We start from the raw sequence: 22,629 nt of genomic DNA on the forward strand, positions 1-22,629 counted from the left end.
AAGAAGGTTACAGACATTCTTTGGCGACGAAAAAGTTAGGTTCAGGGGACGGAAAAGCCCTAAAATTGGTGAAACCCCCTGGCACTCACTGGGCAAGAACAAATGTACCGTAAATCTAACCAGCCTGAGCTGATTCCAGAAAACTTTGAATTGCCTGTTGCTGTCCAATTGTCACCAGATAATCGGTGGGTAATCATGGCAGAATTGATTCCCCGGACAAATTTTGAAACAGAATATGCAGAAAATTTCTCAGCCAACTTTGGTGCCCCAGCCAAACCCTTTCGGATGGCATTAGGAGCTTTAATTATTAAAGAAAAACTAGGGACTTCGGATAGAGAAACAGTAGAACAAATTAGGGAAAACCCATACCAAATATAAGATGTTGTTGGTAGTTACAGAAGTATATCGCCAACAATTGTGGATGTATGAGAATGAATCCAACAGAATTGACGATAGAATTGTGAGTATAACTCAACCTCATATCCGACCTATAGTGAGAGGAAAAGCAGGTAAATCTGTAGAGTTTGGAGCTAAACTCTCAGTAAGCTTTTTGATAACTATGTCTTTTTAGACCATTTAAGTTGGGATAATTTCAATGAATCAGGGGACTTTAAAACACAAGTAGAAGCCTATAAAAACTTCACTGGCTACTATCCTAACTCTGTTCATGTTGACCGAATTTATCGAACTAGAGCAAATATAGCATGGTGCCAAGAAAGAGGCATTAGAATTAGTGGTCCCCCATTAGGAAGACCTCCTAAAAATCTTAGTAAAGAGACTAAAAAACAAGCTTTAAGATAAACGAGATAAATATCAAGAAATTAGAGGCTAGATACAAGATGAATCCCTATTGGGATTCCATACTATAAAAAGAAAGAAAATAACGATAAAAGGAGTACAATCTGTTGGAATACATCAATATAAGTAGCCAGGGGAAGAAAAGGTTAGGTATGTAACACATTATGAAGGAGCTAATTTGGAAGGAAATCGAAATCGTTCTGCTTGATATCCCCCGACTCGGCTCTGGAATCCACCTCATTGATAACGGCATAGCTGTACCGATAGCTTGAGTGCCGCTTACAAAAACTCAAACTCAAAAGCCAGACGAGATTTGACTGAGAAATATCAAGCGTTGTGTAGTCATTACCAAATGCACCCGACCAGAAATAATCGGGGCAAATCCCATGAAAATGGTGCGATCGAATCATCTCCTGGTCATTTTAAACGACGACTACATCAAGCCCTACTGCTGAGAGGTTCGAAGGACTTGGAAACTGTTTCTAGTTATCCCTCTCCTAAGAAACAAAATCAGTCACAGAGGGTGAGACGGACTGAGGAGTCAAATCAAAGCCGAGAGAGTGAGATTTTTTGGTCAGGTTTTGAACGAGTCGCTCTTGATATTTTTGTTCGTAATAATCAACTCCTGGATCGACATAAGCCTCACCTCTGGTCCAAAGCTGACGGGGAGACAACCAAGCTAGACCATACTCTGTATGCGTTTCATAGCTTTAAGACCTCGAAGATAAAATGGCAGTTTATTGATAGCAGCTCTCATTAACTTTTCGACCCACTCCCAACATATATCCATAGATAAGATCCAAGTAGTGCCATATAGTCCCGTCCAGAAATAACTGTGTCTGGGTCGATTTTTACCTTCAAGCTTTAGTCTATTGATATACTTGGTTATACCAGTATTTCTAATTTTTAATCCTGCTATACAACTAGCAGTATAAGCGAATGCTATTAACAAAATTAGATTAGTTAAACGTTGAGTATTAGCTTGGCTTTCTTCTAGATTATAACCGCCACTCTTACAATCCCGAAACATTGCTTCAATTCCACCACGAGAGGCAAATATTTTAATAACTTCCTGTTTATTTTCGAGGTTGGTGAGCAGATACCAAGGAGCAGGTAATTGTTTATTATCGTACTTTCTGTTCCAGTAAACTACGACGTTAAATCTGTCTATTTTATTTTCTTGTGTTACTAAAACTTTAGAGTACAAAACTCGTGTTCCTGGATTAATACACAAAGAATCTAGAGATTGATATTGTTGGTATCTGAGCTTAATTTTAGTATTTTTGTTCAATCTAAAAACGAAGTGTATTTTTTTCTTGGTTAACCACAGGGCAAATGCCGTACTCCTATATTCTCGATCGCCAATAACTACTAAATGATATTCTTTCATTAAACGTAATACGGGTCTAATAACAGCTACCTGCTCATAAAAATTACTACTACCTTTCTTAGATAACAGCAGCCAGTATCTTGGTAATGCCCGCTTTTTCCAAATTACACTTACCATTAAAATATTATTGGCTTTCCACTGTGTTCTATCGATAGTTATTATTAAGCGATCGCCTGTTTTGAATTGACTATTAATTATTTTTTTAATTAAGGGAAACCAAAGTAATGGTAAGCTTAATCGCGGTAAAACTAGAAACCTTTGTATTTTCTTTCTTCTAGTTTCACACTTAATTGGATATGGAAAGCTCGAAGCCAATCTTTCGATTCTAACTTGACGGTGAACTTGTAGTAACCACACTAGAATTTGTAAGGTTAATAATTCTGAATCAGGGAGATAAGTTTTGAGATAATCTAGATAGAATTGGGGCAACATTTTCTTGAATAATTGTCTGTTTAATTTATCAGACAATTATTTTTCCTGATTTTTAAATCGACCCTTCATCTTGCTCAAGATGATTTAAGTATTTGCCTGGTTCTCTGTAACTCTTTGTATTTATACGTACTTCCTAGACTCATATTTTGGGAAGGTGACTAAACGCGCTTTCTCTCTTGCTGTCTCTAGTTTTTAGCGGTTGTCTCCCCGTCACCTCTGGTCCAAAGATAATAGAAAAGCCGTGCTATTGTCTTGGTGCGCGTTCCCATGCTGGGGAAACCCCAGGGGGGTCGCACCGCTTTATGTGCTGTAGCTGTAAGTGCTTGAGGAGTACCCAAACGGGTTCGCAGACGACGAGAGAATGCACCCAAAGCAGAACGACTATTTTTGAGAGCTTGAGCTGCCATTCGGAAGGCATTAGCTGCTCGATTAACGACACAACGAGTCTGAGAACTTTTAATCTTACCTCCAGTTATACGAGAAGCAGGACATAAACCCAACCAAGAACAAAAATGTTTGACAGAAGCAAAGCGAGTCGGGTCAAGCCCAACTTCAGAAAGAATTGTCTGTACCGTCAAAACCCCAAGCCCATCAATTCGAGTGAAATCAACACCACTAATACGATAGAGATGAGTTGTCAAGTCAAAATTAGGTTGATTCCCTTGAGGTTTATGGCGTCGATTTTTAGCGGGAAGAATGGGTGAAGTTTCGACATCAATTTGATTAGCAAACTAAGCTAGACATTGCTCAATTTTTCGGTCGCATTCAGCGATCGCTTTTTGATAGACTTCATAAAGTTGTAATTCCTGTTGCAGCACAAAAATGTGTTCGACACGGTAATCTCCAGTTAAGGCTTGAGCTATCTCTGAGACACTACTCTTGATGCGGGGATTTTTCAAAGCAGTAAGACTTGGGGGTTTCTTTCTCCAGCCACAATAGCACGAATAATTGCTATGCCAGTGATGCCAGTAATATCACTAATCACCCGATGCAGTTGCAGATTCATTTGCCTAAGAGCTTTCTGCATTCGTTGAACGTGAGTACTGGCACTTTTAATTAGCCTATCTCGTTGACGAATATAACTACGCAGAACGCAGATTTGGTCATCGGGTCGAAATGAACCAGATAACAGACCATAACTGTGTAATTGCTGTAACCATTGACAGTCAAGTACATCACTGTTACGTCCAGGGACGGTTTTGACATGATGGGCATTGACTAACTTGACTTCCAAACCTTGAGTTTCCAGAATTTGCAATAGAGGAATCCAGTACACTCCCGTTGATTCCATTGCTACTGTCTTGACTTGGCACTCTTTTAACCAATTGGCTAAAGCATACAAATCACTAGTAATTCTCCTAAACGGGATAGCCCAATTGTGGCTTCACCAATTTCATTCCCTTAAACATCTAGAACCACGCTTCTGTGCGGGCGCAATCGCACCAATGAGGGTTCGGTCTTAACTGTCAGGCGACCACCATTAATATTAAGGGGTTTTCTCCTCTGTGACTGATTTTGTTTCTTTTATTCATTATGAGCAATCGCCGCTCATGGAACGCTTCTGTCAGACTCCGAAAACTAGAGCAATTTCTAAGTTCTGTGACCATTATCTACTATCTATGCGCTCGCGGAGTTGTTTCTGAATAGAAATTTTTTTAGGCGGGCGGATGACGAAAATTTGACTACAAATGGCTCAATGAATTGATATTGTTTCCCTTGAAAACCTTTTCCTAATATGAAATATCGGAAAGTGACATAAGAGGGATAACTAATCAAGCGGATTTCATATCATATCAATTTTTTGGCTGACGATCGCCTGAAGAAAAAAACTTGTTGATCTACTAAATCTAGGTATTAAACTAGATAGAAGTAAAGTCAGCTTCTGAAATTGAATCAATATCGACACCTGCTAAGTTAAAGACGGGAGCTGGAGTATTATTGACAAGAGTAAAAACATCAGTACTGTTACCATTAGGAACAAATATTAATTGTTCAAAAGTTAAACCACCTGATAAGGCGATTACATCTGAACCAACTTTAAAGTCAAGAATTACATCAGGACTAAGTGTTAACTCAATTACAAAAGTATCCTTTCCACTACCACCAATGACAATATCAGTTCCTAGATCTCCATCAAGAAAATCATTACCAAATCCACCTAAAAGATAATCATCCCCATCATTGCCAAAAAGAGAATCATAACCATTACCACCTTTAAGATTGTCACCTTCACTACCGCCTAACAGTAAATCGTTGCCATTTTCTCCAAGTAACGTACCTCTTCCTGGTCCACCATCAAGTACATCATCGCCATAACCCCCGCGAAGAAAATCATTTCCACCTTCTCCGTTTAAAGTATCATCTCCATAACCTCCATTGAGACCATCTGGTCCATCACCTGCATTAAGAAGATCCTCACCTTTTTCTCCAACCAGAAAATCCTCTCCTGCTTCGCCAAAAATTGAGTCATCTCCTTGACCTGCTGAAATAAAATCATTACCATCTCTTGCTAGGATTTCTTCACCTTCTCTGCTACCATTGAGCATGTCATTACCAGAAGTTCCCTCAATATTAAATATATTGGGCACTATCTGAGAAGAGTTGCTATTATCTCTACCTAATCTAAAAGGCGGTTGGATGGGCTGATCGTCTATGATTTGATCAAAAGTAGTTAGATCCGAAGCTGATATGGGTACAAAAGTAGTAGAAATTGCCAACGCCAGAACCTTTTGTGAACTAGCATGACTAATAAGATTAAATGGTGAAGCACCCCCAAATAAAACATCTATTTGAATATCTTCTGTAGAAAGTGTATTTGTTAAACTAATAAAATCTTCCCCTACTGTAAAGTCGGTGAAAAAGTCAATTCCATAGTCATCTGATAACACAAATATATCATTACCAGTTCCAGAGTTAACAACATCAAACCCCGAATTACCAATTAGTAAATCATTTCCATCCAATCCATCAAGAAAATCATTTCCTAATCCAGCATCGAGGGTATCTGAATTACCAAAGCCTAATACTATATCATCTCCTTCTTCTCCAAAAAGAATATCCATTCCCATATCTCCAGCGACAAAGTCGTTACCATCACCGCCAAAAATGGTATCATTACCCAGACTATTGATATTTGGTTCTTCTAAAAGGAATTTAGAACCAAGAGCATCATTGTTTGAACCTCCTACAATATAATCAGAACCATCATTAGACAAAACTATATTATTACCATCTCCGGTAAAAATCACATCGTTTCCTACATTAGAAGAGACAGATATTGGCTCTAAATAATCTAAATCTCCTACAATTGAATCATTTCCTAAACCGCCGATTATAGTATCATTATCTCCCAAACCAGTAATATAATCATTACCTTGGTTGCCATAAATGAAATCTCGATCATCGAAACCCTTAATAATTTCACTGATCTTTCTACCTATAATATAATTTTTCATAGATTTTAGATTGCGGATTGGAGATTGAAGAATTGATTAATGAATGAAAAAGAATTCAAAGCAAGAACCAACTTCCAGATTAAAAAATCTCATGGCAGAGACTGACGAAATTGTAGCAATGTTGGTGGCTTCTCTCAAAACACTACGATCTAAATCCCAAAAATCCAGAATTTGGCGGAAATAGAAGGTTGCTGCAACGAGGGGCAATCAACGCCTGAAACCTTTGCCTGATGATAGTTTCAGCCCAGGTCAACTTCCAAGAACTAAAATTGGTTTTTCTAGCTAATTGATAAGTTTTCCAAATATATTACTCTCAGGGTATTTGACAATTAAGCTGAAATCTGAGTCAGGAGTTATACCAATTGGATCAAAAAATGTTATAAATACTTAACAGCGATCGCTAGTAAATTGAGCTATGTCTGGAGTACTAAAAATTGAAATTACCGAGTCAGAAGAATTTTTTTTGGGTAACGTTAACAATCCTAGGGATTTGATAAAATTTCTGATTGACGTACATTTGTAACCAACGTTGAGCAACACCTGAGACTCTGGCGATCGCTGCCAACGATAGGCGTTCGAGTAGCAGCTTGTCAATCAACTGGCGAGTTGCCTCCTCAATCGGTTGACGGCTAGCATTCTCGACAAATTGTCGTCCACATTCTTGACCGCGGAATCTTGGTTTACCGTAATGGGTAGAACCGTATTTGATGATTCGAGCTGATTGGCATTTGGGGCAGTTCATTAGCTCGGCTATAATTCCTAAAATGTTTCGACTTTTAGATTACCATTACAATGCATTACTACCTCCTTTTTGACGTAGACGATCGCGAAACTGCTGAATAATGGGATTATGCCGTTGAGCGACAACTGCTGGCATATAAAGAGCTTTACCTACTCGGGAATTACCTTTTTTCGACAAGCAGGACTTACCTTGTACTGAAGTTCCAGAAACTCTTTGTTGAGTAGTTAATCCAGCATAGGCAGCAGCTTGACGAGCAGTTTTATAATTTTTGAGATTGGGTATTTCTGCTAAAAGTTTAGCAGCAGTAATCTCTGCAATTCCAGGAATCGAGAGGAGTAATTCTTTTTGCTCTAGCAAAAGTGGGTGTTTTTGAATGTGTTGCCTAATTATACCAATTCTCATAAATAGCTAGAGAGATAGAGCATCTAAAATATATTCCAACCAGTCAAAGAATGAATAAGAGCTTTTGATAAGGAATTAAGAATATTAGCAACTTTATATTTGACATCATCAATGCAAGTAAAAAATAAGTTCTTAAGTCGTTGTTTTATATATTGCCAGACTCGTTCAATAGAATTAAGTTCAGGACAGTAAGGTGGCTGAAAGAAAAGAATTACATTGTCAGGAATTATTAGTTTATGTGCTGTATGAACGGGAGCATTATCTAGCTGAATAATATGTATTTCCTGACTGTAGGCTTGCGAAAATTGCTCGAAAAAAGCTGTCAAACAATTAGAATTAAAATGTGAGAATTCATAGAAAAAGCTTCTGCCCTTTAATGGGTCAGCTAACCCATATATATAATAGTAGCTATAATGCCATTGTAAAATCTGCTCTGGTTTCGTCTTGACACCAATAAGATATAGTCGGCTTGTTACCCCATTTTTCTCTAATCTCATTGATTAGTCCTTTGATTCTGTCGGGAAAGTGATTCTTAAACGCTGTTATTATACCTGGTTCTTGCTTCTCATGAATAGGTCTAGCTACTTTGAGTTTTCCTTTCAATTCATATCTAACAATCCTGTGTACTGTCGGATAACTTATGTCAATATCTTGGCAGATTAAAAGCCATATTTTTATTTCTTTATAACTACTAAATCCCTCGGAATCTGATAACTCTTGTTGAATTTTAGCTAGGGTTTCTATTTCTAGTTTTTTGGGTCTTCCTGTTTGTGGTGGTTCTTGTAAAAGTTTTGACATTCCTCCAGTTTTATATAACTGAAGCCAGTAATACATGGTTGATTCAGCTCTCCCCATGATTACGGCTAAATATCTAACCGTTTCTGCTACATTTATTTTGAGTAAATATAGGCTCTGCACTTTAGCATGATTTAAGGCGGTTTTTTGTTGCTTCATTAGAGATTTTAGTGTCTCTACTGATTCGGCAATCTCAAGTTTTGCTACTCCAGACATTAGCTTTTTTTTGTTATTTTACATCTAAACTAAGTCTCTAGTGACTTTTGAGAACTGGTATTAGATTTTTGATAGTTTGAATTTGCTCCTCAAGATACTCAACTAGATTTTCTAAAGAGTCTTGAACTGATTCTAGGTGGCAACTGGCTTTGATTCGATTCATCTCTTGATGACGCATTTCCATTAAATCATCTAGCCGTCTAACTAAAGCCTGTAACTCTCGGTTTTTCTGTATATTTGAATTTTTTGCAACAGAATCCAATCTGGTAGATATTCACCAAGAGCAGGAACTGAGGCAGGTTGTTTTTATATTTGCCTTTATAAATACTGTCTTTTCTGCTGCAAATCACCAGTAAGATGCTGAATTGAGGGAAGAAAACCTGATGTAATAATGGGAGTCTGATATCCAAAAATTTGCATCAGACGGGATTAATTTACTCAAAGCTTATGTTAGTAAATTGAACCACTACCCTCAGCCCGTCAGCCGACGTTCACTAAATTTTCCATCCTGACACGAATTAATCGGCTCTTCAATGTTAGACAAGTTATGACTTAGAAAGAGAATTATCAGCCGGTGTGACCAATACTTTATCCACCCGATTGCCATCCATATCTACCACTTCAAAACGCAGTCCCTGCCATTCAAAATAATCGCTAGAAGTGGGAATCCGTCCCAGATGGGCAATGACCAAACCACCCAGGGTTTGATAGTGTCCTCTTCTAATTCCAATCGACTCGTCGAGTTTCAACACCTGTTGTAATTCATCAATCGCCAACATACCATCTAACAACCACGAGCCGTCCTCACGCTGGATTGCCTGCGGTTCGTTCTGTTCTCCGGCAGAGGGAATGTCCCCGACGATCGCCTCCAAAATATCATTGAGGGTTACTAGTCCTTGTATCACATCGTACTCATCAACTACCAACGCCATGTGCATTTCTGTTTGCTTAAATATCTCCAGTACCTTCAGCGCCCACAAGCTTTCAGGGATAAATAACGGTTGCTGTAAGTAGTCCGTTAGAGCGGTTGACGGTTCTGCCACACTACGAACATAAAAATCCTTGATTAGCACAATCCCCAAAACTTCATCTAAACTGTCCTGACACACTGGAAACCGAGCATGAATGCTGTTGGCAATCTTTTGGTGATTTTCCTCGAATGAGTCTTCTCGATCTAACCAAACAATTCGACTGCGAGGTGTCATGATGGCGCTGACGGGCAAATCATCGAGGCGAAACACTCGCTCTACAATCTCTTGCTCTGCTTGCTTAAAAGTGCCGAATTTTGTGCCCTGATGGATGAGTAGCCGGATTTCATCTTCGGTTACAGCAGGTTCCTCCGAAGCCCGAACCCCTAGCAATTTGACAACGGCTTGAGTGGAAACGCTTAACACCCGCACCAGCGGTGCTGCCACTTTAGATAGCCGCTGCATGGGTCGAGCAACTTTGCAGGCAATCCCTTCTGGGTCGTTCAAAGCCACCTGTTTGGGTACTAGTTCGCCAATCACTAGGGATAAATAGGTGATACAAACTACCACCACGCCAAACCCAAGGGCATCGCTGTAGGGGGCGAGTGCGGGAACCAAACGTAGAGCTTCTGTCAATTGGGCGGCGAGCGTAGCTCCACCGAATGCTCCTGCCAGAATCCCCACCAGGGTAATGCCGATTTGCACCGTAGCGAGAAAGTGGCTGGGTGAGTTGGCTAACTTTAAGGCGGCGCGTGCTCCTGAATTTCCTCGATTGACCTGCTGTTGCAAGCGAGCTTTGCGGGCAGAGACAATGGCGATTTCTGACATGGCAAATGCACCGTTGCCAATAATCAGCAGCAGAATGAGCAGAATTTCCGAAACTATACCTGTCATGAGCGAGCGCCTAGACTACCAACACTCCGTATTAGAAGCCGTTGTGACAAATTGTACATCGATCGCTGGTTAAAATATATAATTCTTCTCCATACAATTTCACCTCACCAATCTTGCCAACTTGATTAAATAAGATTCTGATTTACCCCTTCACTCCTAACACTACCAAAATTTCCCTCACTGGAACTTTCTCCGCCTCCATCTTCTCTATCCTTGCTAGTAAACCCTTAGGGATATAACGAGACTTTTTCGTCAGGTGATCGCCCTCCCGCCACTCTTCATAGTGATACCAATACTGTCAGGAGTTACGCAGTTGAAGAAAAAATGCGATAAAAAGGAGAGATGAACCGACCAAAATACACAGCCATCGAATATATCAATTTCTTGATTGCGACTCAGAAAGCTTACAGTTGTAGTGAAGCTGGTCGAGTACAACCAGAGCAGCCAGAACCACCAAGCTCATGATGCCATCACTCGTTTACTACATCGTTTGGAACCAAGACCAGATGAGTTATGCTCCCATCCCACTCGTTAATTACCTAGTCTTCGTTCCTCCCGTGCACAGCGCAACCACATTGGTTTAGCTATTCGCGCTTTCCTGCGCTTAGAAATCCACTGGTTCAACACGGGCATTAGTTGGTACTAGCATTGTACGCGAGGCGGTACGTTCCTATTTGGCTTCTCCCTGGTTAACTCTCTCGCCAACTGCGTAATACCAATTGGCTAAATGTTTGCTACACATAAAGCATCAATAATAAATTTCCATCCAGTAATTTTAGCAATAGTTCGAGTGGTTAATTTATTCAAATGTTTGGTAATATCTTTTTGTAGTTCTTCTACCGACTCAAAGTTAATCCATTTAAAATTTTCGTAACCGTTCAGAGGGGGAACGAAATCTGGTAATCTGAGAGGCATGGATGAGAAGCAGCTACCAGAGATACCAGGAATTGATGCCGACGATTGGGAGCAGACCCCACTCAGCGTCAGAAAACTAATGGTGCAGTTAGTCTTGAAGGTAGAGCAGCTAGAGCAACAGCTGAAAGAATTACAGGTTGAGAACCAGCAACTGAGGGAAAAAACCAATCGGAACTCACACAACTCCCATAGCCCTCCCGCCTCAGACCCCCAAAACCGTCAGAAGCGAGAGAAAAAGAAGCCAACGGGAAAAAAGCGAGGGGGACAACCAGGTAATTCCGGTCATAGCCGGATCTTGTATCCAGTAGAAGAATGTGCCCGAGTAAGCGACTACTATCCCCAGACCTGTACCTGTTGTGAAGAGGAACTAAGAGGATTTGACTCTAAGCCCTATCGTCATCAAGTGGTAGAGATTCCCCCCTCCAACTCCACATCGAAGAACATCGCCTACACCAACTCGAGTGCAGTCATTGCGGTCAAAAAACCAGAGCTTGCCTACCTGAATACGTAGAAGCCATTGGCTACGGCTCAAGAGTGGTAGCTATGGTCTCGTTGATGAGTAGGATATATCGTCATTCCCATAGAATGGTGGTCTCTGCCATGTCCGATTTTTTTGGGGTGAAGATGTCAGTAGGCAGTGTCAATCGTCTGAGAACGGAAGTGAGTGAGGCAGTGTCGGCACCAGTAGACGAGGCACAAACCTACATCCAATCCGCGGCGATAGTCGGAGCCGATGAGACAGGCTTCCAACAGGGAAATGCCGATGGGCAAAATCCTCACCAAAAGAGAACTTGGTTGTGGGTAGCCGTCACTCCTTTGGTCAGTTTCTTCTCTTTGATGCTGGCTCGCTCTACCACTGCGTCTCAGGATTTATTGGGTCAAGATTTTAGTGGGATTCTCAATAGCGATCGTTATAGCGCCTACAACTGGCTTGATGTTGGTCAAAGACAACTATGCTGGGCACACCTGAAGCGAGAGTTTACCAAAATTTCCGAACGCAGTGGTGTATCTCGTCAAATAGGACGAGACTTGCTCGCTCAACAGAAGAAGTTGTTTCGCTTATGGCATCGAGTCCGAGATGGTACTCTCAGCCAGACTCAGTTTCGGTCGTTAGTCTCACCGATTCAAGAGCGTGTGAGAAGTTTACTCTCTTCAGGAGCTGATTATCAGATTGGCTTCCAGGAGAAAACTCCTCTAGCTAAGACTGTGCGTACTTGTCGCCAATTGCTGAAAGTCGAACCGGCCCTGTGGCTGTTCGTCACGATAGAGGGCTTGGAACCGACTAACAACGCTGCCGAAAGAGCCATTCGTCCCGCTGTGCTGTGGCGGCGGACTAGCTTTGGCTCCCAAAGTGAGGCAGAAAGTATTTTTGTCGCTCGGATGCTAACGGTGGTGACGAGTCTGCGTTCTCAGAACCGCAGTGTCTTAGAATTCATGAGCGACTCGATTCGAGCAGCTCGTCAGGGAAGTTCTCCTCCTTCTCTGCTGCCCCAGGAGAGTTCTTCAACTGAGTCAATGCCCCTAGCTGCTTGATACCCCCTGAACGGTTACAAATTTTCTTTGAGAGCTTCCCATAATCTTTCTATAGGATTAACTTGCGGTGAATAAGGGGGTTGAAAAAGTAAGATAATATTTTCGGGAATATTCAAGCTTAAAGCTTTGTGTAAACCCCCATTATCTAACTGGATTATATGTAGTTCATTCGGATCGGTTTCGGAAAATAATTCCAAAAATATTTCAAAACAGACACTGTTTAAGTGAGTAAACTCCCAAAAAAAGCTTTCTCCTGTTAACGGTTCAACTAATCCATATAACCATCGATACAAAAACTTCCATTGTTCAATTCCTATCGGTTTAACCCCTTTAGCAGTAATCTTTCTTCGCGAAACAGTTTTTAATCCAAATCGGCTTTCATCTTGACACGTAAGGATTCAGGTGCAAGCATGAGGAATAAGAGAAGGATAAGAACAATGTCCAACTGTAGCTTGTAAAGTCTGTTGAAAAAAAGTAATCACCGAACGTCCTTGCAAACGACAAGATTGAATTGCACTCAGCAGGTTGGCTGTATGTTGAAACCGTTCGATGGAACGAGAGCCACCACAAACTTTCCGCTTGGTTACAGCAGTTCTCAAACATCGTTCAGCTAGATTATTGTCGGGGGGTATCTGAGGATGTGTCAGAAAATACCACCATTGCTCCGCCTTATCACGCAGCGAACGTAGCAGTTTTCCAGCTTCATGACCAGCATTCTTGAGCCAAGTCTTAATTGCGCTAGTCACTCGCCTTCGGAAATCCTCTGCCCAATCTCGATAGTGGCTTTCCTGATGGGTCTGTCGCCAAACCCGATGTTGCTTAAATGCCTCATCAATTAGAGACAGAAAGGTGGTAGCAATTTCTTGGTTATCTACCCCTTTAGTCTTTAACAGTTTTTGAAAATGACGACGTAGATGAGCCAAACACTTTTGTTGTCCTGCTACTGAATAGCCGTTGTAGACACTAAAATCGTCGCTAATCAAAACTCCATCATAGAATACTCCTAATACAGCTTCCAATTCTCTGCGTTTTCTAGTATCGCCGGCATGAAACAGGCAGAACTCTGACCCAGCTAAAACCCAGAGCCATTCTTTGACTCCTTTAACTGAGCAGGGGGTTTCGTCACAATGTAGAGGAGGATGCTCTGAATTAATCGACTTTTTCAACCCTTCAACACTGTTGATACTCGCTTGTTGTACTCGTTCGTTCATTGGTGGCAACTAAAGTTCCCCTACTAATTTCTATTGCTCCCAGTTCCCACAACAGTTCTTGCTGTTTAGCATAGGACATATGAGCATAGTTTCCCAGCCAGGAAAGTAACCCCTGTAGTCTGACTCCCAAGTCTTGACCTGGAATCATTGTGGGAGACCGTCGAGCTGCCTCTATTGCTCCACACTTGCCGCATTGACAGTGATGACGTTGGTACTCTACGACTTGTATCGGTTTTGCCACCAACTGGGCTACCTGTTGAGTATCTACTCGTACCCCCTTAGTCTTCCATTGTTGATTTCCACAGTTGGAGCAGATGGTCGGTTTCAATACTTCGTAGCGGTCTACACGCCCAAATCCTTTTCTCGTCTTCCCTTGATGTCCTGGTTGTCCTCCTGGTTTTCTTTTTGTCTCTTTTTTGGCTTCTTCCAACCCTACTTCTGGTTTTCTCTCGCTTTTTTTCAGCAAGTCAGTTGAAGGGGGTTTCGATGAGGTTTGGCTGTCGAGGTTGAGGCTCTGTTCCAGTTGTTCTATTCTTTTTTCTAGCTTCTCAATCAGCTTTTGTTGGGTAGTCACGATTTCTGCCAGTTTCTCATTGGACAACTGGCGCAGTTCTTCGGCTTTGAAGGGGTGATTAGCTTCGCTCATTATTGGCTACTTTAATCTCTTTTTCCTTTTTGTCAACCCTGATACCTGAATCCTTACCTTGACACCAACAACGAACTGTTTCATATTTGTTTAATAGTTCTCGATTCTGTTCTACAAGACTTTCAATTAGTTCTGGCAGTTTTTTTTAAAGTTTTCTACTGCTCCTGGTTCTTGTTTAAGATTAATTGGACGAGGTACTTTTAATTTCGACTTAAGTTGATAACGAACTGTTTTATGTACTGTCCAATAAGACGCTTCAACATCATGGACGCTCCAGAGCCATTGTTGAATTTCTGGTAGTAATGCATTGTAATGGTAATCTAAAAGTCGAAACATTTTAGGAATTATAGCCGAGCTAATGAACTGCCCCAAATGCCAATCAGCTCGAATCATCAAATACGGTTCTACCCATTACGGTAAACCAAGATTCCGCGGTCAAGAATGTGGACGACAATTTGTCGAGAATGCTAGCCGTCAACCGATTGAGGAGGCAACTCGCCAGTTGATTGACAAGCTGCTACTCGAACGCCTATCGTTGGCAGCGATCGCCAGAGTCTCAGGTGTTGCTCAACGTTGGTTACAAATGTACGTCAATCAGAAATTTTATCAAATCCCTAGGACTGTTAACGTTACCCAAAAAAAAGAGGTAGGCTGACGATTCAATTAGACGAGATGTGGTCATTTCTGGGTTCCAAGAAGAACAAGCAATGGATCTGGTTGGCTATTGATGCCGAGAGCCGCGAAATTGTCGGGGTATTTGTTGGCGAGCGCTCTCGGCAGTCAGCGCCGCCGCTTTGGCAATCTTTGGGGGTGATTTATCCTCAGTGTGCGGTCTGTTACACCGACTTTTGGGAGGCTTACGAACAGGTGCTACCAAGTAAGCCTCATCGGGCTGTTGGTAAAAACACAGGTAAAACCAATTACGTTGAGCGATTTAACAATACCTTGCGGCAACGAGTGGGTCCCTTAGTTCGCAAGACCTTATCCTTCTCGAAAAAGTTGAGCAATCACATCGGCGCAATCTGGTACTTCGTTCATCATTACAATAGTCTTCTTCGAGCTTAACCATTACTATTCACCACTACCCAAAAATAAAGTCGCCTGCTGCCAGTCATCAAAATATTCTGGTATACAGGATTGGCAGTCAATATAAGTTACTGCCCAAAGTCTATCACTTCTCTGTTCGATACGTCCCAGGAAATGAAATTCACTATCTTTACTCGGCGACGATAGATCGTAAATATGGCTGGCAATTCGAGTAAAAATAATTACCCCAAGCTCAAGACTGAGACGATGTGGAGGGTTTGCTGTTGTGGGAACTGCACGGTCAATTGCAACTCTGAGTAAATCTGGTCGTGCTTGTCGTTACACTGAAGTAAATGAGGGGAATTTCTCTTCATTACAACAACACCCAAGCTAGACTCACTGAGAGCTTTCCTCTGTTAATCAATTTAATTTAGAGTTTTACTGTTTAATATTATTCAGTAAATTAACTCCCTGTTTTCTACTTGAGGCAAAGATCGGCTTTTTAGATGGGTGTTAGCGTTGTTATTTAACGAGACAGCTCTTCGATAAAACAGATTTTTTAACCTCCTCAATCGAATGTGAACTAAACTGTAATCTCTGTCAGGGAAGCTTTTTAAACTTCAATTATTGATTTATCACTTTCTCTTTTAAGGATTTAAAAAAGATACATAAGTTTACTTGTCATCTCAATAATTGAATCTCAATTTTTAAGCCAAAAAATCTCTGTAATTGTCTGTTAATAGACTTTGATGAAGGTTGCTTATTAGTCATTCAAATAACTAACTCTATAACTAGCTTTATGCTGTAATCATCTCAGGTTGAGAATCAGGACTAGCTGGCTCGAAACGTAATACCATAAACTGTTCGGGTCGTAAGCCGAGAGATTCATAGGTGCGTCCTTGCCCATCGCTAAACTCGACTTCAAACGCCGCACCGTCAGCTAAAATTTCTACTACAGTTCCTACTTGACCCCGCCAGAGATTTTCTTCGGGGAGATCGACTGTTAAAGCAACTACATCGAGAAGTTTAATATTATTGGTTGTCATTTTAGGTTGACCTCCAAAGCTCATCTGAGAGGATAGCAACTGGTCAATCGGGGAATTTCCCAACCAGTCTCAATAATCCAGCCACTACGAATGACCGCACTTCTATTTTGCCATTTCAAGGTAAAATTTAGAGTTTAACGTTGTCCAAAGGAGTCTTTCCGCCCTAACTTAGCTGGATGACTAACTTAGCTGGATGAGTTTTAATTACCTCCAGCAATATTTGTCGTAAATCATCTGCATCCACTGCCGTCATCCCCAGTAGAGAGCAAAACAGTCGTGCTTTATGTTTTCCTGTCTTATGTTCTGAATTAAGACAGTAATCACGTAATTTGCGAAGCTCGACAACTGCATTTTCGGCGTTGGGGATGAGCTTGGTTGAATTAGATTCTTCCATGTAATTAAATTCTCCATACTACTCCAAATCGATAAACTTACTGGTACACTCACTCGGCTGAACGTGCAGGTATCTCGAAGTAACCGCCAGGGAACTATGCCCCAGAGACTTCATCAACAAATCTATCCCTGCACCATTATTTAATAAACTATGGCAAGCATGAGCATGACGCAGCCAGTGAGCCCAAGTGTGGGGATTAATCCCTGCTTTCTCTACCGCTTTCTTAATCAACCGATGAATGGCATGACGGTCTAAGCGATTGCCAAAGCGAGATAAAAATACCGCTTCGGTTTTATCACTCCTGGGAAGCCGCTTTAATTCTGACCATAGCTGATGAGTTATTAATAATGTCCTGGTTTTATGATCCTTGCCGAATATAGTTACAGTCACGCTTTCCTCTGTTGACTGAAAGTCCGACCAGTTCAAACCGACTAATTCAGATATCCTCAAACCCAGGATATATAGAAGAATGAGGATCGAGCGATTACGCTCCGCGTACCTGCAAGGCAGATCGCGTTGGTTGTCAGCCGCATTAATTAACTCTTTAATCTCTTCCCCTTGCAGTATCCTTTCATTGAGAGTATCTCTAGCTTTAATCGTCTTAATCATCGAGGCGGGATTAGTCGCTAGATAACCCGTCTTTACCCCAAAGCTAAACAGAGACTTAATTGCTGCTAGTTTATTATTATGACTCTTCCCCCGCAGTTGAAACGATTCTAGCCACAACAGAATATCTTAAAGCCATTGAATCTGTGGGAGCTAGGGTCGTATTTTTGTCTCCCTATTCTCCTGATTTTAATCCGATTGAGAACTGTTGGCGCGGAATGCGCCGCTCCGCAAGCACTTGAATTGAATTTAAGTGAACGGAGCGGTCAAAACTGAAACAATATTTGAGAAGTGTAGAATTTTGCACCTATGAAGAACTCGATCGCGCTATATCCTTCGCGATCGATTTAGTGAGCGACCGAGACATCATTGGTTGGTTTACTCACTGCTGCTACTATGTTCCATCCAACTGAAAACCGCTATTACGCCGCCACCCCAACCAACTGCACCAAAGATACTAGTTCTTTCTTTTATTCCAGTTTTTCCTTGGCAGAAGCAAATAAACTGGCAACATTTTCGCGCTGGTTGATTAAAAAGATACTAATTAAAGTCAGACAAACCCCAACAGTCTGAATTGAGCTTAAGACTTCTCCTAATAAGAGATTGCCAAACAACAAAGCGAATACGGGAGTCAGAAAAGTTAGAGCACTCAGACTAGTTAAATTTCCCTTAGATGCCAAGTAAAAGAAAACTCCATAGGAAATCGCGCTACCGAAAACCGTAGCGTAAACCAAAGCCAGCCAGCCAGAAAGGTCGAGATTTTGCCATTGTTCGGTTTCTTGCCAAAAAGACCAAATAAATAGGGGAATACCGCCAATAATCATGTGCCAACCAGTAGCTACCACGGGATCGCTAGCTCGGCTGACATAGGGAACTAATACCGTACCCACTGCCATCGACAAAGCAGCTAATAGCATCAGCCATTCACCGTTATCGAACAAGCCTAGAAAATCGAAGTTAACTACCGTAAAATTCCCTTGAAAGACACTGTAGATCAGGCGATCGCTAAATCCGATTAAACTAATGCCTGAAATGCCGATAGCTAATCCCAACCAGCCCCACAGCCCAATTATTTCCCCAAAAAGCCATCTGGATAATAGAGTTACCGCCAATGGTTGTGAGTCGATAGTCACAGAACCCAAGCCCGCTCCAGTTCTCATCAATCCCTCAGCTAAGAACCCTTGAAACATTGCCCCATCAACTAAAGCAAACAGCGCGATCCACAGCCAGGCTTTAGCGGTTTTAGGTTGGGGAAGTTTTAAAATTGCCGCTGCAATCAACACTAAAATTCCGGCAGGTAACAAGCGCACTCCAGCTAAGAAGAAAGGAGTGGTGTTGGGAATAACACCTTTCATCGCGACCATTGCCGTACCCCAGAAGAAAAAAGGAGAAATTATTAGTAGGGATTTGAAAATAGAAGTGTTATTTCGCTCGAGTTGCATTAAGTTGGATCGGTTCAGTGTAATATAAGTTTACATAATTTGAGTTAAAAAAGATGGGCACCATACCTAACTTCTGAGGCGATCGCCCTATTCGGTTCGTCTTTGGCTGTTTTTTGTAGAGGCAAGCTAATAATGATATCTTGCTTAAGGCTCGACATTTTTGAAGCAAACTAGTTTTAAAAAACTAATGTAAATTACTTTATGGGATGAGTTTTATGAAATACGACGTATATGGGATGGGCAATGCTTTATTGGACATTGAATTTGAAGTTTCTCCAGAGGTTCTCCAAGACTTAAGTATAGATAAAGGTGTCATGACTTTACTGGATGAACCCAGTCAAAATAAGATTTTAAGTCACCTAAATGGCTCTTCTACCAAACGCTCCTGTGGTGGTTCTGCAGCTAATACTTTAATTGCCATCAGTCAGTTTGGCGGTAAGGCTTTTTACTCTTGTAAGGTTGCCGATGACGAACCAGGGCAGTTCTATACTCAGGATCTCTTAGATTGTGGCGTAGCTACCAATCTAGCCCATCGCCCTGCCAAACCAGGAATAACTGGTAAATGTTTGGTGTTTGTCACTCCCGATGCCGATCGCACTATGAATACTTTTTTGGGAATTTCTAGCACCTTTTCTGATGCAGAACTAGTTCCAGAAGCGATCGCCGATGCTAAATATACTTATATTGAAGGTTATCTCGTCAGTGGCGAAAACAGCAAACAGGCTGCAATTCAAGCCAGGAAAATCGCTCGGGAGACTGGGAATAAAGTAGCCTTTAGCCTTGCCGATCTTAATATGGTGAAATTTTTTAAACCAGGATTATTAGAAATAATTGGTTCCGGTGTAGATTTTCTCTTTGCCAATGAAAGTGAAGCCTTGCTAATGGCGGATACCGATAATCTCGATGTCGCTCTCAACCATCTCAAAACTCTAGCTAAAGGATTTGCCGTTACCCGTGGTGCAAAAGGCTCGATTGTCTTCGATGGAGAAAATCTAATTAACATCGATCCGGTTCCCGTCAAAGCGATCGATACACTAGGAGCTGGAGATATGTATGCCGGAGCTTTTCTCTATGGTATTACCAACGATCTGACTTTTGCCGAGGCAGGACGTTTGGGTTCGCTGGCTTCGGCAACCTTAATAACTAGCTTGGGGGCACGTTTACCAACTTCAGAAACTCGCGCGCTTCTAGAACGATTTGCCACTTTAAATTAAGCTTATCCCTGGTATTAATGAGTGGGATAAGCTTAGTATTTATCTATCTAAACATGAGAATGGGCAGATGAGAGCGACGTAACATCTGGGCAGTAGTGCTGCCGATAATTAGATGGCGGATACGATTGTGTCCGTATGCACCCATGATCAAAAAATCGATCTTGTTAGCAGCAATATATTTTTCTATTTCTGGTTCTGGTTCGCCATGTAATAGTTGGCATATAGGCTCGAAACTATTTTTTACTACTGCTTCGGCTGAAGTGAGATGTTCGAGCGCTTTTTCATCGTTGCGAGTGGCAACGGTAACGATATGTAATTCTAAATCTTGGAATGCTGTTAACTCGGCTAAATATTTAACTGCTTTTTGACAGCTTTTACCACCATCGTATGCTAGTAAAACGCACTTTATCGGTCGAAATTCTCGAGGAGTAACCAAACAAGGTTTATGACTCGATCGCACGATTCGTTCCATATTTGCCCCTAGGTGTTCGCTAGCAAAGTCGGCAGTTTCGCCCCGTTTGCCCAAGACTACTAAATCACAGTCAGCTTCAAATTCATGAAACAGATCGACTAAAAATCCAGTTTCATGAGTTAGTTTTACTGAGTCGATGGCGCGATCGCCAAAAAACTGTTCTGCTGTCTCTAAGATAATTTTGGCGCGTTGGTGATTGATTTTGGCTCTTTCTGCCTCTACTTCTACCAGTTGTGCTAAAAGATTCTGATAGGAATCGATACCGATACTACCGCTAAAATCGGGATGTTGTATCGCTTGCTTTTTGCGAATATCGGTAACGTAGAGTACTTCAATTTCTACATCCATTTTGGTAGCCCACCAAGCTACATATTCATAGCTTACTCGTGCATATGCAGAACCATCGGTACATAAAAGAATTTTTCTCATTGATAATTCGTTACTTAATGGCTGGTTAAATCTTGCAGTGCTTCTGGTTTGTCGTGTACCGCTAGTTTATCGACTAAGGTGGCACTGGCTTCATTTAAGCCGACGATATCGACTTCTACTCCATGACGGCGGAAGTTAATTACTACTTTATCGAGAGCGGCGATCGCCGATTGATCCCAGAGATGAGCGTGAGTCAGATCGATTTTGACCAGTTCCAAATCTTCCTTGGAATCGAAAGCGGCAAGAAAATCATTGACCGAAACAAAGAAAATTTGACCCGCAACGTTGTAAACACGCTTACTGCCATCCGGACTGAGGGTAGTATCGACAAATACCAGTTGGGCAATTTTACGAGAGAAAAGCAGTGAATTGAGAGCTACCCCACTGAGAACTCCCACCGCCAAGTTATGAGTGATTACGGTGATGACTACAGTAGTGACCATAACGGCAGTTTCGCTGCGGGGTATTTTGCGAATGTTGCGCAGCGAAGACCAATTAAAGGTACCGATAGAAACCATGATCATTACCGCGACCAAAGCCGCCATGGGTATTCTCTCTACCCAAGCACCGACCACCAGCATAAAGAATAGTAAAAAAACTCCCGCACTCAAAGTGGAGAGGCGAGTCCGTCCTCCAGACTTGATATTGATTACCGACTGTCCGATCATGGCACAGCCAGCCATGCCGCCAAAAAAACCGGTGACAAAATTAGCAATTCCCTGACCTAGTGCTTCTTGGTTTTTATTGCTGGGAGTATCGGTTAATTCGTCTACTACATTGGCAGTCAGGAAAGACTCTAACAAACCCACCAGAGCGATAGCGATCGCATAGGGAAAGATAATATTCAAAGTTTCCAGATTTGGAGGAACTTGGGGCAGACTAAAAATGGGTAAAGTTGCAGGTAATTCTCCCTTATCCCCAACCGTAGGCACGTCAGTTTCGAATGCTAGGGATATAACCGTAATGACGATAATTGCTACCAACGGAGAAGGAACAGCGCTCGTCAACCGAGGCAAGAGATAAATAATTGCCAGTGCCCCAATGGTCATGGCGTATACTATCCAGGAAGCACCGGTTAATTCTGGTAGCTGCGCGGTAAAAATTAAAATCGCTAAAGCGTTAACAAATCCAATCATCACCGCTCGCGAGACATATTTAAGCTGGTTGGCAATTTTAATTACGCCAAACAACAGTTGCAAAATGCCCGCTAAAATCGTGGCAGCAAATAGATACTGCAAACCGTTGTCATAATTGGCAATCAGACCGGTCATCAACAAAGCAGTAGCAGCAGTCGCCGCCGAAATCATCCCGGGACGACCGCCAAAAATAGCAGTAAGTATAGCAATAATAAACGATGCGTATAGCCCTACTTTGGGATCGACCCCTGCAATCAAAGAAAAAGCGATAGCCTCGGGAATCAATGCCAGAGCAACTACCACACCAGCTAATAAATCTGGCTTAACGTTACTAAACCATTCATGTTGTTTAAATATTTGCTGCAATATCATTCTCCTTTCGAAATAGAAATAGCTCGGGCGTAAAAATTTTAATATTTGCTTTTAGTTTATAGTGATTCTCAGTTCGCTAAAGTAAATGTCTTCTT

The 22,629-nt window shown here is 41.6% G+C and carries 17 protein-coding genes and 10 pseudogenes; 9 read left to right on the forward strand and 18 right to left on the reverse strand.

The window, feature by feature from the left end:
* Positions 1–102: 102 nt before the first annotated feature.
* Positions 103–792, forward strand: a pseudogene (locus ACLFKQ_RS07275) (transposase); the annotation flags it as partial.
* 265 nt (positions 793–1,057) lie between these two features.
* A pseudogene (locus tag ACLFKQ_RS07280) lies at positions 1,058–1,288 on the forward strand (IS21 family transposase); the annotation flags it as partial.
* Positions 1,289–1,477: 189 nt separating this feature from the next.
* Here the strand turns inward: ACLFKQ_RS07280 and ACLFKQ_RS07285 are convergent.
* The 8 genes and pseudogenes from ACLFKQ_RS07285 to ACLFKQ_RS07320 all read right to left on the reverse strand — a co-directional run bounded on the left by ACLFKQ_RS07285 (position 1,478) and on the right by ACLFKQ_RS07320 (position 10,092).
* Positions 1,478–2,656 (reverse strand): IS4 family transposase, encoded by a 1,179-nt coding sequence (locus ACLFKQ_RS07285; RefSeq protein ID WP_448999154.1) that lies wholly within the window; start codon positions 2,654–2,656, stop codon positions 1,478–1,480.
* Between the two features lie 263 nt (positions 2,657–2,919).
* Positions 2,920–3,983 (reverse strand): annotated as a pseudogene (locus tag ACLFKQ_RS07290) (IS110 family transposase); the annotation flags it as partial.
* A 496-nt stretch (positions 3,984–4,479) separates the two neighbouring features.
* A complete protein-coding gene (locus ACLFKQ_RS07295) occupies positions 4,480–6,075 on the reverse strand; it encodes a calcium-binding protein (protein WP_448999155.1) in 1,596 nt (531 codons plus the stop codon).
* 448 nt (positions 6,076–6,523) lie between these two features.
* Positions 6,524–6,817, reverse strand: a complete 294-nt coding sequence (locus tag ACLFKQ_RS07300) for an IS1/IS1595 family N-terminal zinc-binding domain-containing protein (RefSeq protein WP_448999156.1) — start codon at positions 6,815–6,817, stop codon at positions 6,524–6,526.
* A 45-nt stretch (positions 6,818–6,862) separates the two neighbouring features.
* Positions 6,863–7,219, reverse strand: coding sequence for a transposase (locus tag ACLFKQ_RS07305; RefSeq protein ID WP_448999157.1), 357 nt, complete (start codon positions 7,217–7,219; stop codon positions 6,863–6,865).
* A 23-nt stretch (positions 7,220–7,242) separates the two neighbouring features.
* A pseudogene (locus tag ACLFKQ_RS07310) lies at positions 7,243–8,230 on the reverse strand (IS630 family transposase).
* A gap of 37 nt (positions 8,231–8,267) precedes the next feature.
* Positions 8,268–8,492 carry a hypothetical protein gene (locus tag ACLFKQ_RS07315; protein ID WP_448999158.1) on the reverse strand — a complete coding sequence of 75 codons (225 nt, stop codon included), beginning with the start codon at positions 8,490–8,492 and terminating at the stop codon, positions 8,268–8,270.
* A 283-nt stretch (positions 8,493–8,775) separates the two neighbouring features.
* Positions 8,776–10,092 (reverse strand): hemolysin family protein, encoded by a 1,317-nt coding sequence (locus ACLFKQ_RS07320; RefSeq protein WP_448999159.1) that lies wholly within the window; start codon positions 10,090–10,092, stop codon positions 8,776–8,778.
* Positions 10,093–10,434: 342 nt separating this feature from the next.
* Between ACLFKQ_RS07320 and ACLFKQ_RS07325 the strand changes: the two are divergent.
* Positions 10,435–10,606 (forward strand): annotated as a pseudogene (locus tag ACLFKQ_RS07325) (IS701 family transposase); the annotation flags it as partial.
* A gap of 57 nt (positions 10,607–10,663) precedes the next feature.
* A pseudogene (locus ACLFKQ_RS07330) lies at positions 10,664–10,805 on the forward strand (IS701 family transposase); the annotation flags it as partial.
* Between the two features lie 10 nt (positions 10,806–10,815).
* On the opposite strand, the gene ACLFKQ_RS07335 reads toward ACLFKQ_RS07330, so the two are convergent.
* On the reverse strand, positions 10,816–11,007 hold the full coding sequence (locus ACLFKQ_RS07335; RefSeq protein ID WP_448999160.1) for a hypothetical protein: 192 nt from the start codon (positions 11,005–11,007) through the stop codon (positions 10,816–10,818).
* Here ACLFKQ_RS07335 and tnpC (ACLFKQ_RS07340) point away from each other — a divergent pair.
* Positions 11,006–12,540 (forward strand): annotated as a pseudogene (gene tnpC, locus ACLFKQ_RS07340) (IS66 family transposase). The gene ACLFKQ_RS07335 and the pseudogene tnpC (ACLFKQ_RS07340) sit on opposite strands and share 2 nt — an antisense overlap.
* A 17-nt stretch (positions 12,541–12,557) precedes the next feature.
* Here the strand turns inward: tnpC (ACLFKQ_RS07340) and ACLFKQ_RS07345 are convergent.
* The 3 genes and pseudogenes from ACLFKQ_RS07345 to ACLFKQ_RS07355 all read right to left on the reverse strand — a co-directional run.
* Positions 12,558–12,929 (reverse strand): annotated as a pseudogene (locus ACLFKQ_RS07345) (IS630 family transposase); the annotation flags it as partial.
* Between the two features lie 9 nt (positions 12,930–12,938).
* Positions 12,939–14,397: pseudogene (tnpC, locus tag ACLFKQ_RS07350) on the reverse strand (IS66 family transposase).
* Positions 14,398–14,523: 126 nt separating this feature from the next.
* A complete protein-coding gene (locus tag ACLFKQ_RS07355) occupies positions 14,524–14,733 on the reverse strand; it encodes a hypothetical protein (protein WP_448999161.1) in 210 nt (69 codons plus the stop codon).
* 22 nt (positions 14,734–14,755) lie between these two features.
* On the opposite strand from ACLFKQ_RS07355, the gene ACLFKQ_RS07360 reads away from it, so the two are divergent.
* Positions 14,756–15,462 (forward strand): IS1 family transposase gene (locus ACLFKQ_RS07360; protein WP_448999162.1). Its coding sequence is split into 2 segments (ribosomal slippage): positions 14,756–15,029 and positions 15,029–15,462, totalling 708 coding nucleotides; the frame shifts between segments, so codons are not numbered across the junction.
* Positions 15,463–16,220: 758 nt separating this feature from the next.
* Here ACLFKQ_RS07360 and ACLFKQ_RS07365 read toward each other — a convergent pair.
* The 3 genes and pseudogenes from ACLFKQ_RS07365 to ACLFKQ_RS07375 form a co-directional block, all read right to left on the reverse strand.
* Positions 16,221–16,469, reverse strand: a complete 249-nt coding sequence (locus ACLFKQ_RS07365) for a DUF4926 domain-containing protein (RefSeq protein ID WP_448999163.1) — start codon at positions 16,467–16,469, stop codon at positions 16,221–16,223.
* Positions 16,470–16,489: 20 nt separating this feature from the next.
* Positions 16,490–16,863: pseudogene (locus ACLFKQ_RS07370) on the reverse strand (DUF6883 domain-containing protein).
* Positions 16,864–16,881: 18 nt separating this feature from the next.
* Complete coding sequence (locus ACLFKQ_RS07375) at positions 16,882–17,589, reverse strand: tyrosine-type recombinase/integrase (protein WP_448999164.1); 708 nt, start codon at positions 17,587–17,589, stop codon at positions 16,882–16,884.
* Between the two features lie 26 nt (positions 17,590–17,615).
* Between ACLFKQ_RS07375 and ACLFKQ_RS07380 the strand changes: the two genes are divergently transcribed.
* Positions 17,616–17,711, forward strand: a complete 96-nt coding sequence (locus ACLFKQ_RS07380; protein WP_448999165.1) for a transposase — start codon at positions 17,616–17,618, stop codon at positions 17,709–17,711.
* 42 nt (positions 17,712–17,753) lie between these two features.
* Positions 17,754–17,882, forward strand: a complete 129-nt coding sequence (locus ACLFKQ_RS07385; protein ID WP_448999166.1) for a hypothetical protein — start codon at positions 17,754–17,756, stop codon at positions 17,880–17,882.
* Between the two features lie 57 nt (positions 17,883–17,939).
* Here ACLFKQ_RS07385 and ACLFKQ_RS07390 read toward each other — a convergent pair whose 3' ends face one another.
* Positions 17,940–18,911 carry a DMT family transporter gene (locus ACLFKQ_RS07390; protein WP_448999167.1) on the reverse strand — a complete coding sequence of 324 codons (972 nt, stop codon included), beginning with the start codon at positions 18,909–18,911 and terminating at the stop codon, positions 17,940–17,942.
* Positions 18,912–19,126: 215 nt separating this feature from the next.
* Here ACLFKQ_RS07390 and ACLFKQ_RS07395 point away from each other — a divergent pair, with 215 nt between their 5' ends.
* Entirely contained in the window at positions 19,127–20,125 is a 999-nt protein-coding gene (locus tag ACLFKQ_RS07395; protein ID WP_448999168.1) for an adenosine kinase, read from the forward strand.
* A 43-nt stretch (positions 20,126–20,168) separates the two neighbouring features.
* On the opposite strand, the gene ACLFKQ_RS07400 is transcribed toward ACLFKQ_RS07395, so the two are convergent.
* Both ACLFKQ_RS07400 and ACLFKQ_RS07405 read right to left on the reverse strand, forming a co-directional pair.
* Positions 20,169–21,026, reverse strand: coding sequence for a universal stress protein (locus tag ACLFKQ_RS07400; protein ID WP_448999169.1), 858 nt, complete (start codon positions 21,024–21,026; stop codon positions 20,169–20,171).
* A 14-nt stretch (positions 21,027–21,040) separates the two neighbouring features.
* Positions 21,041–22,534, reverse strand: coding sequence for a SulP family inorganic anion transporter (locus tag ACLFKQ_RS07405; RefSeq protein WP_448999170.1), 1,494 nt, complete (start codon positions 22,532–22,534; stop codon positions 21,041–21,043).
* Between the last annotated feature and the right edge of the window lie 95 nt (positions 22,535–22,629).

Source organism: Myxosarcina sp. GI1(2024) (assembly GCF_053543375.1).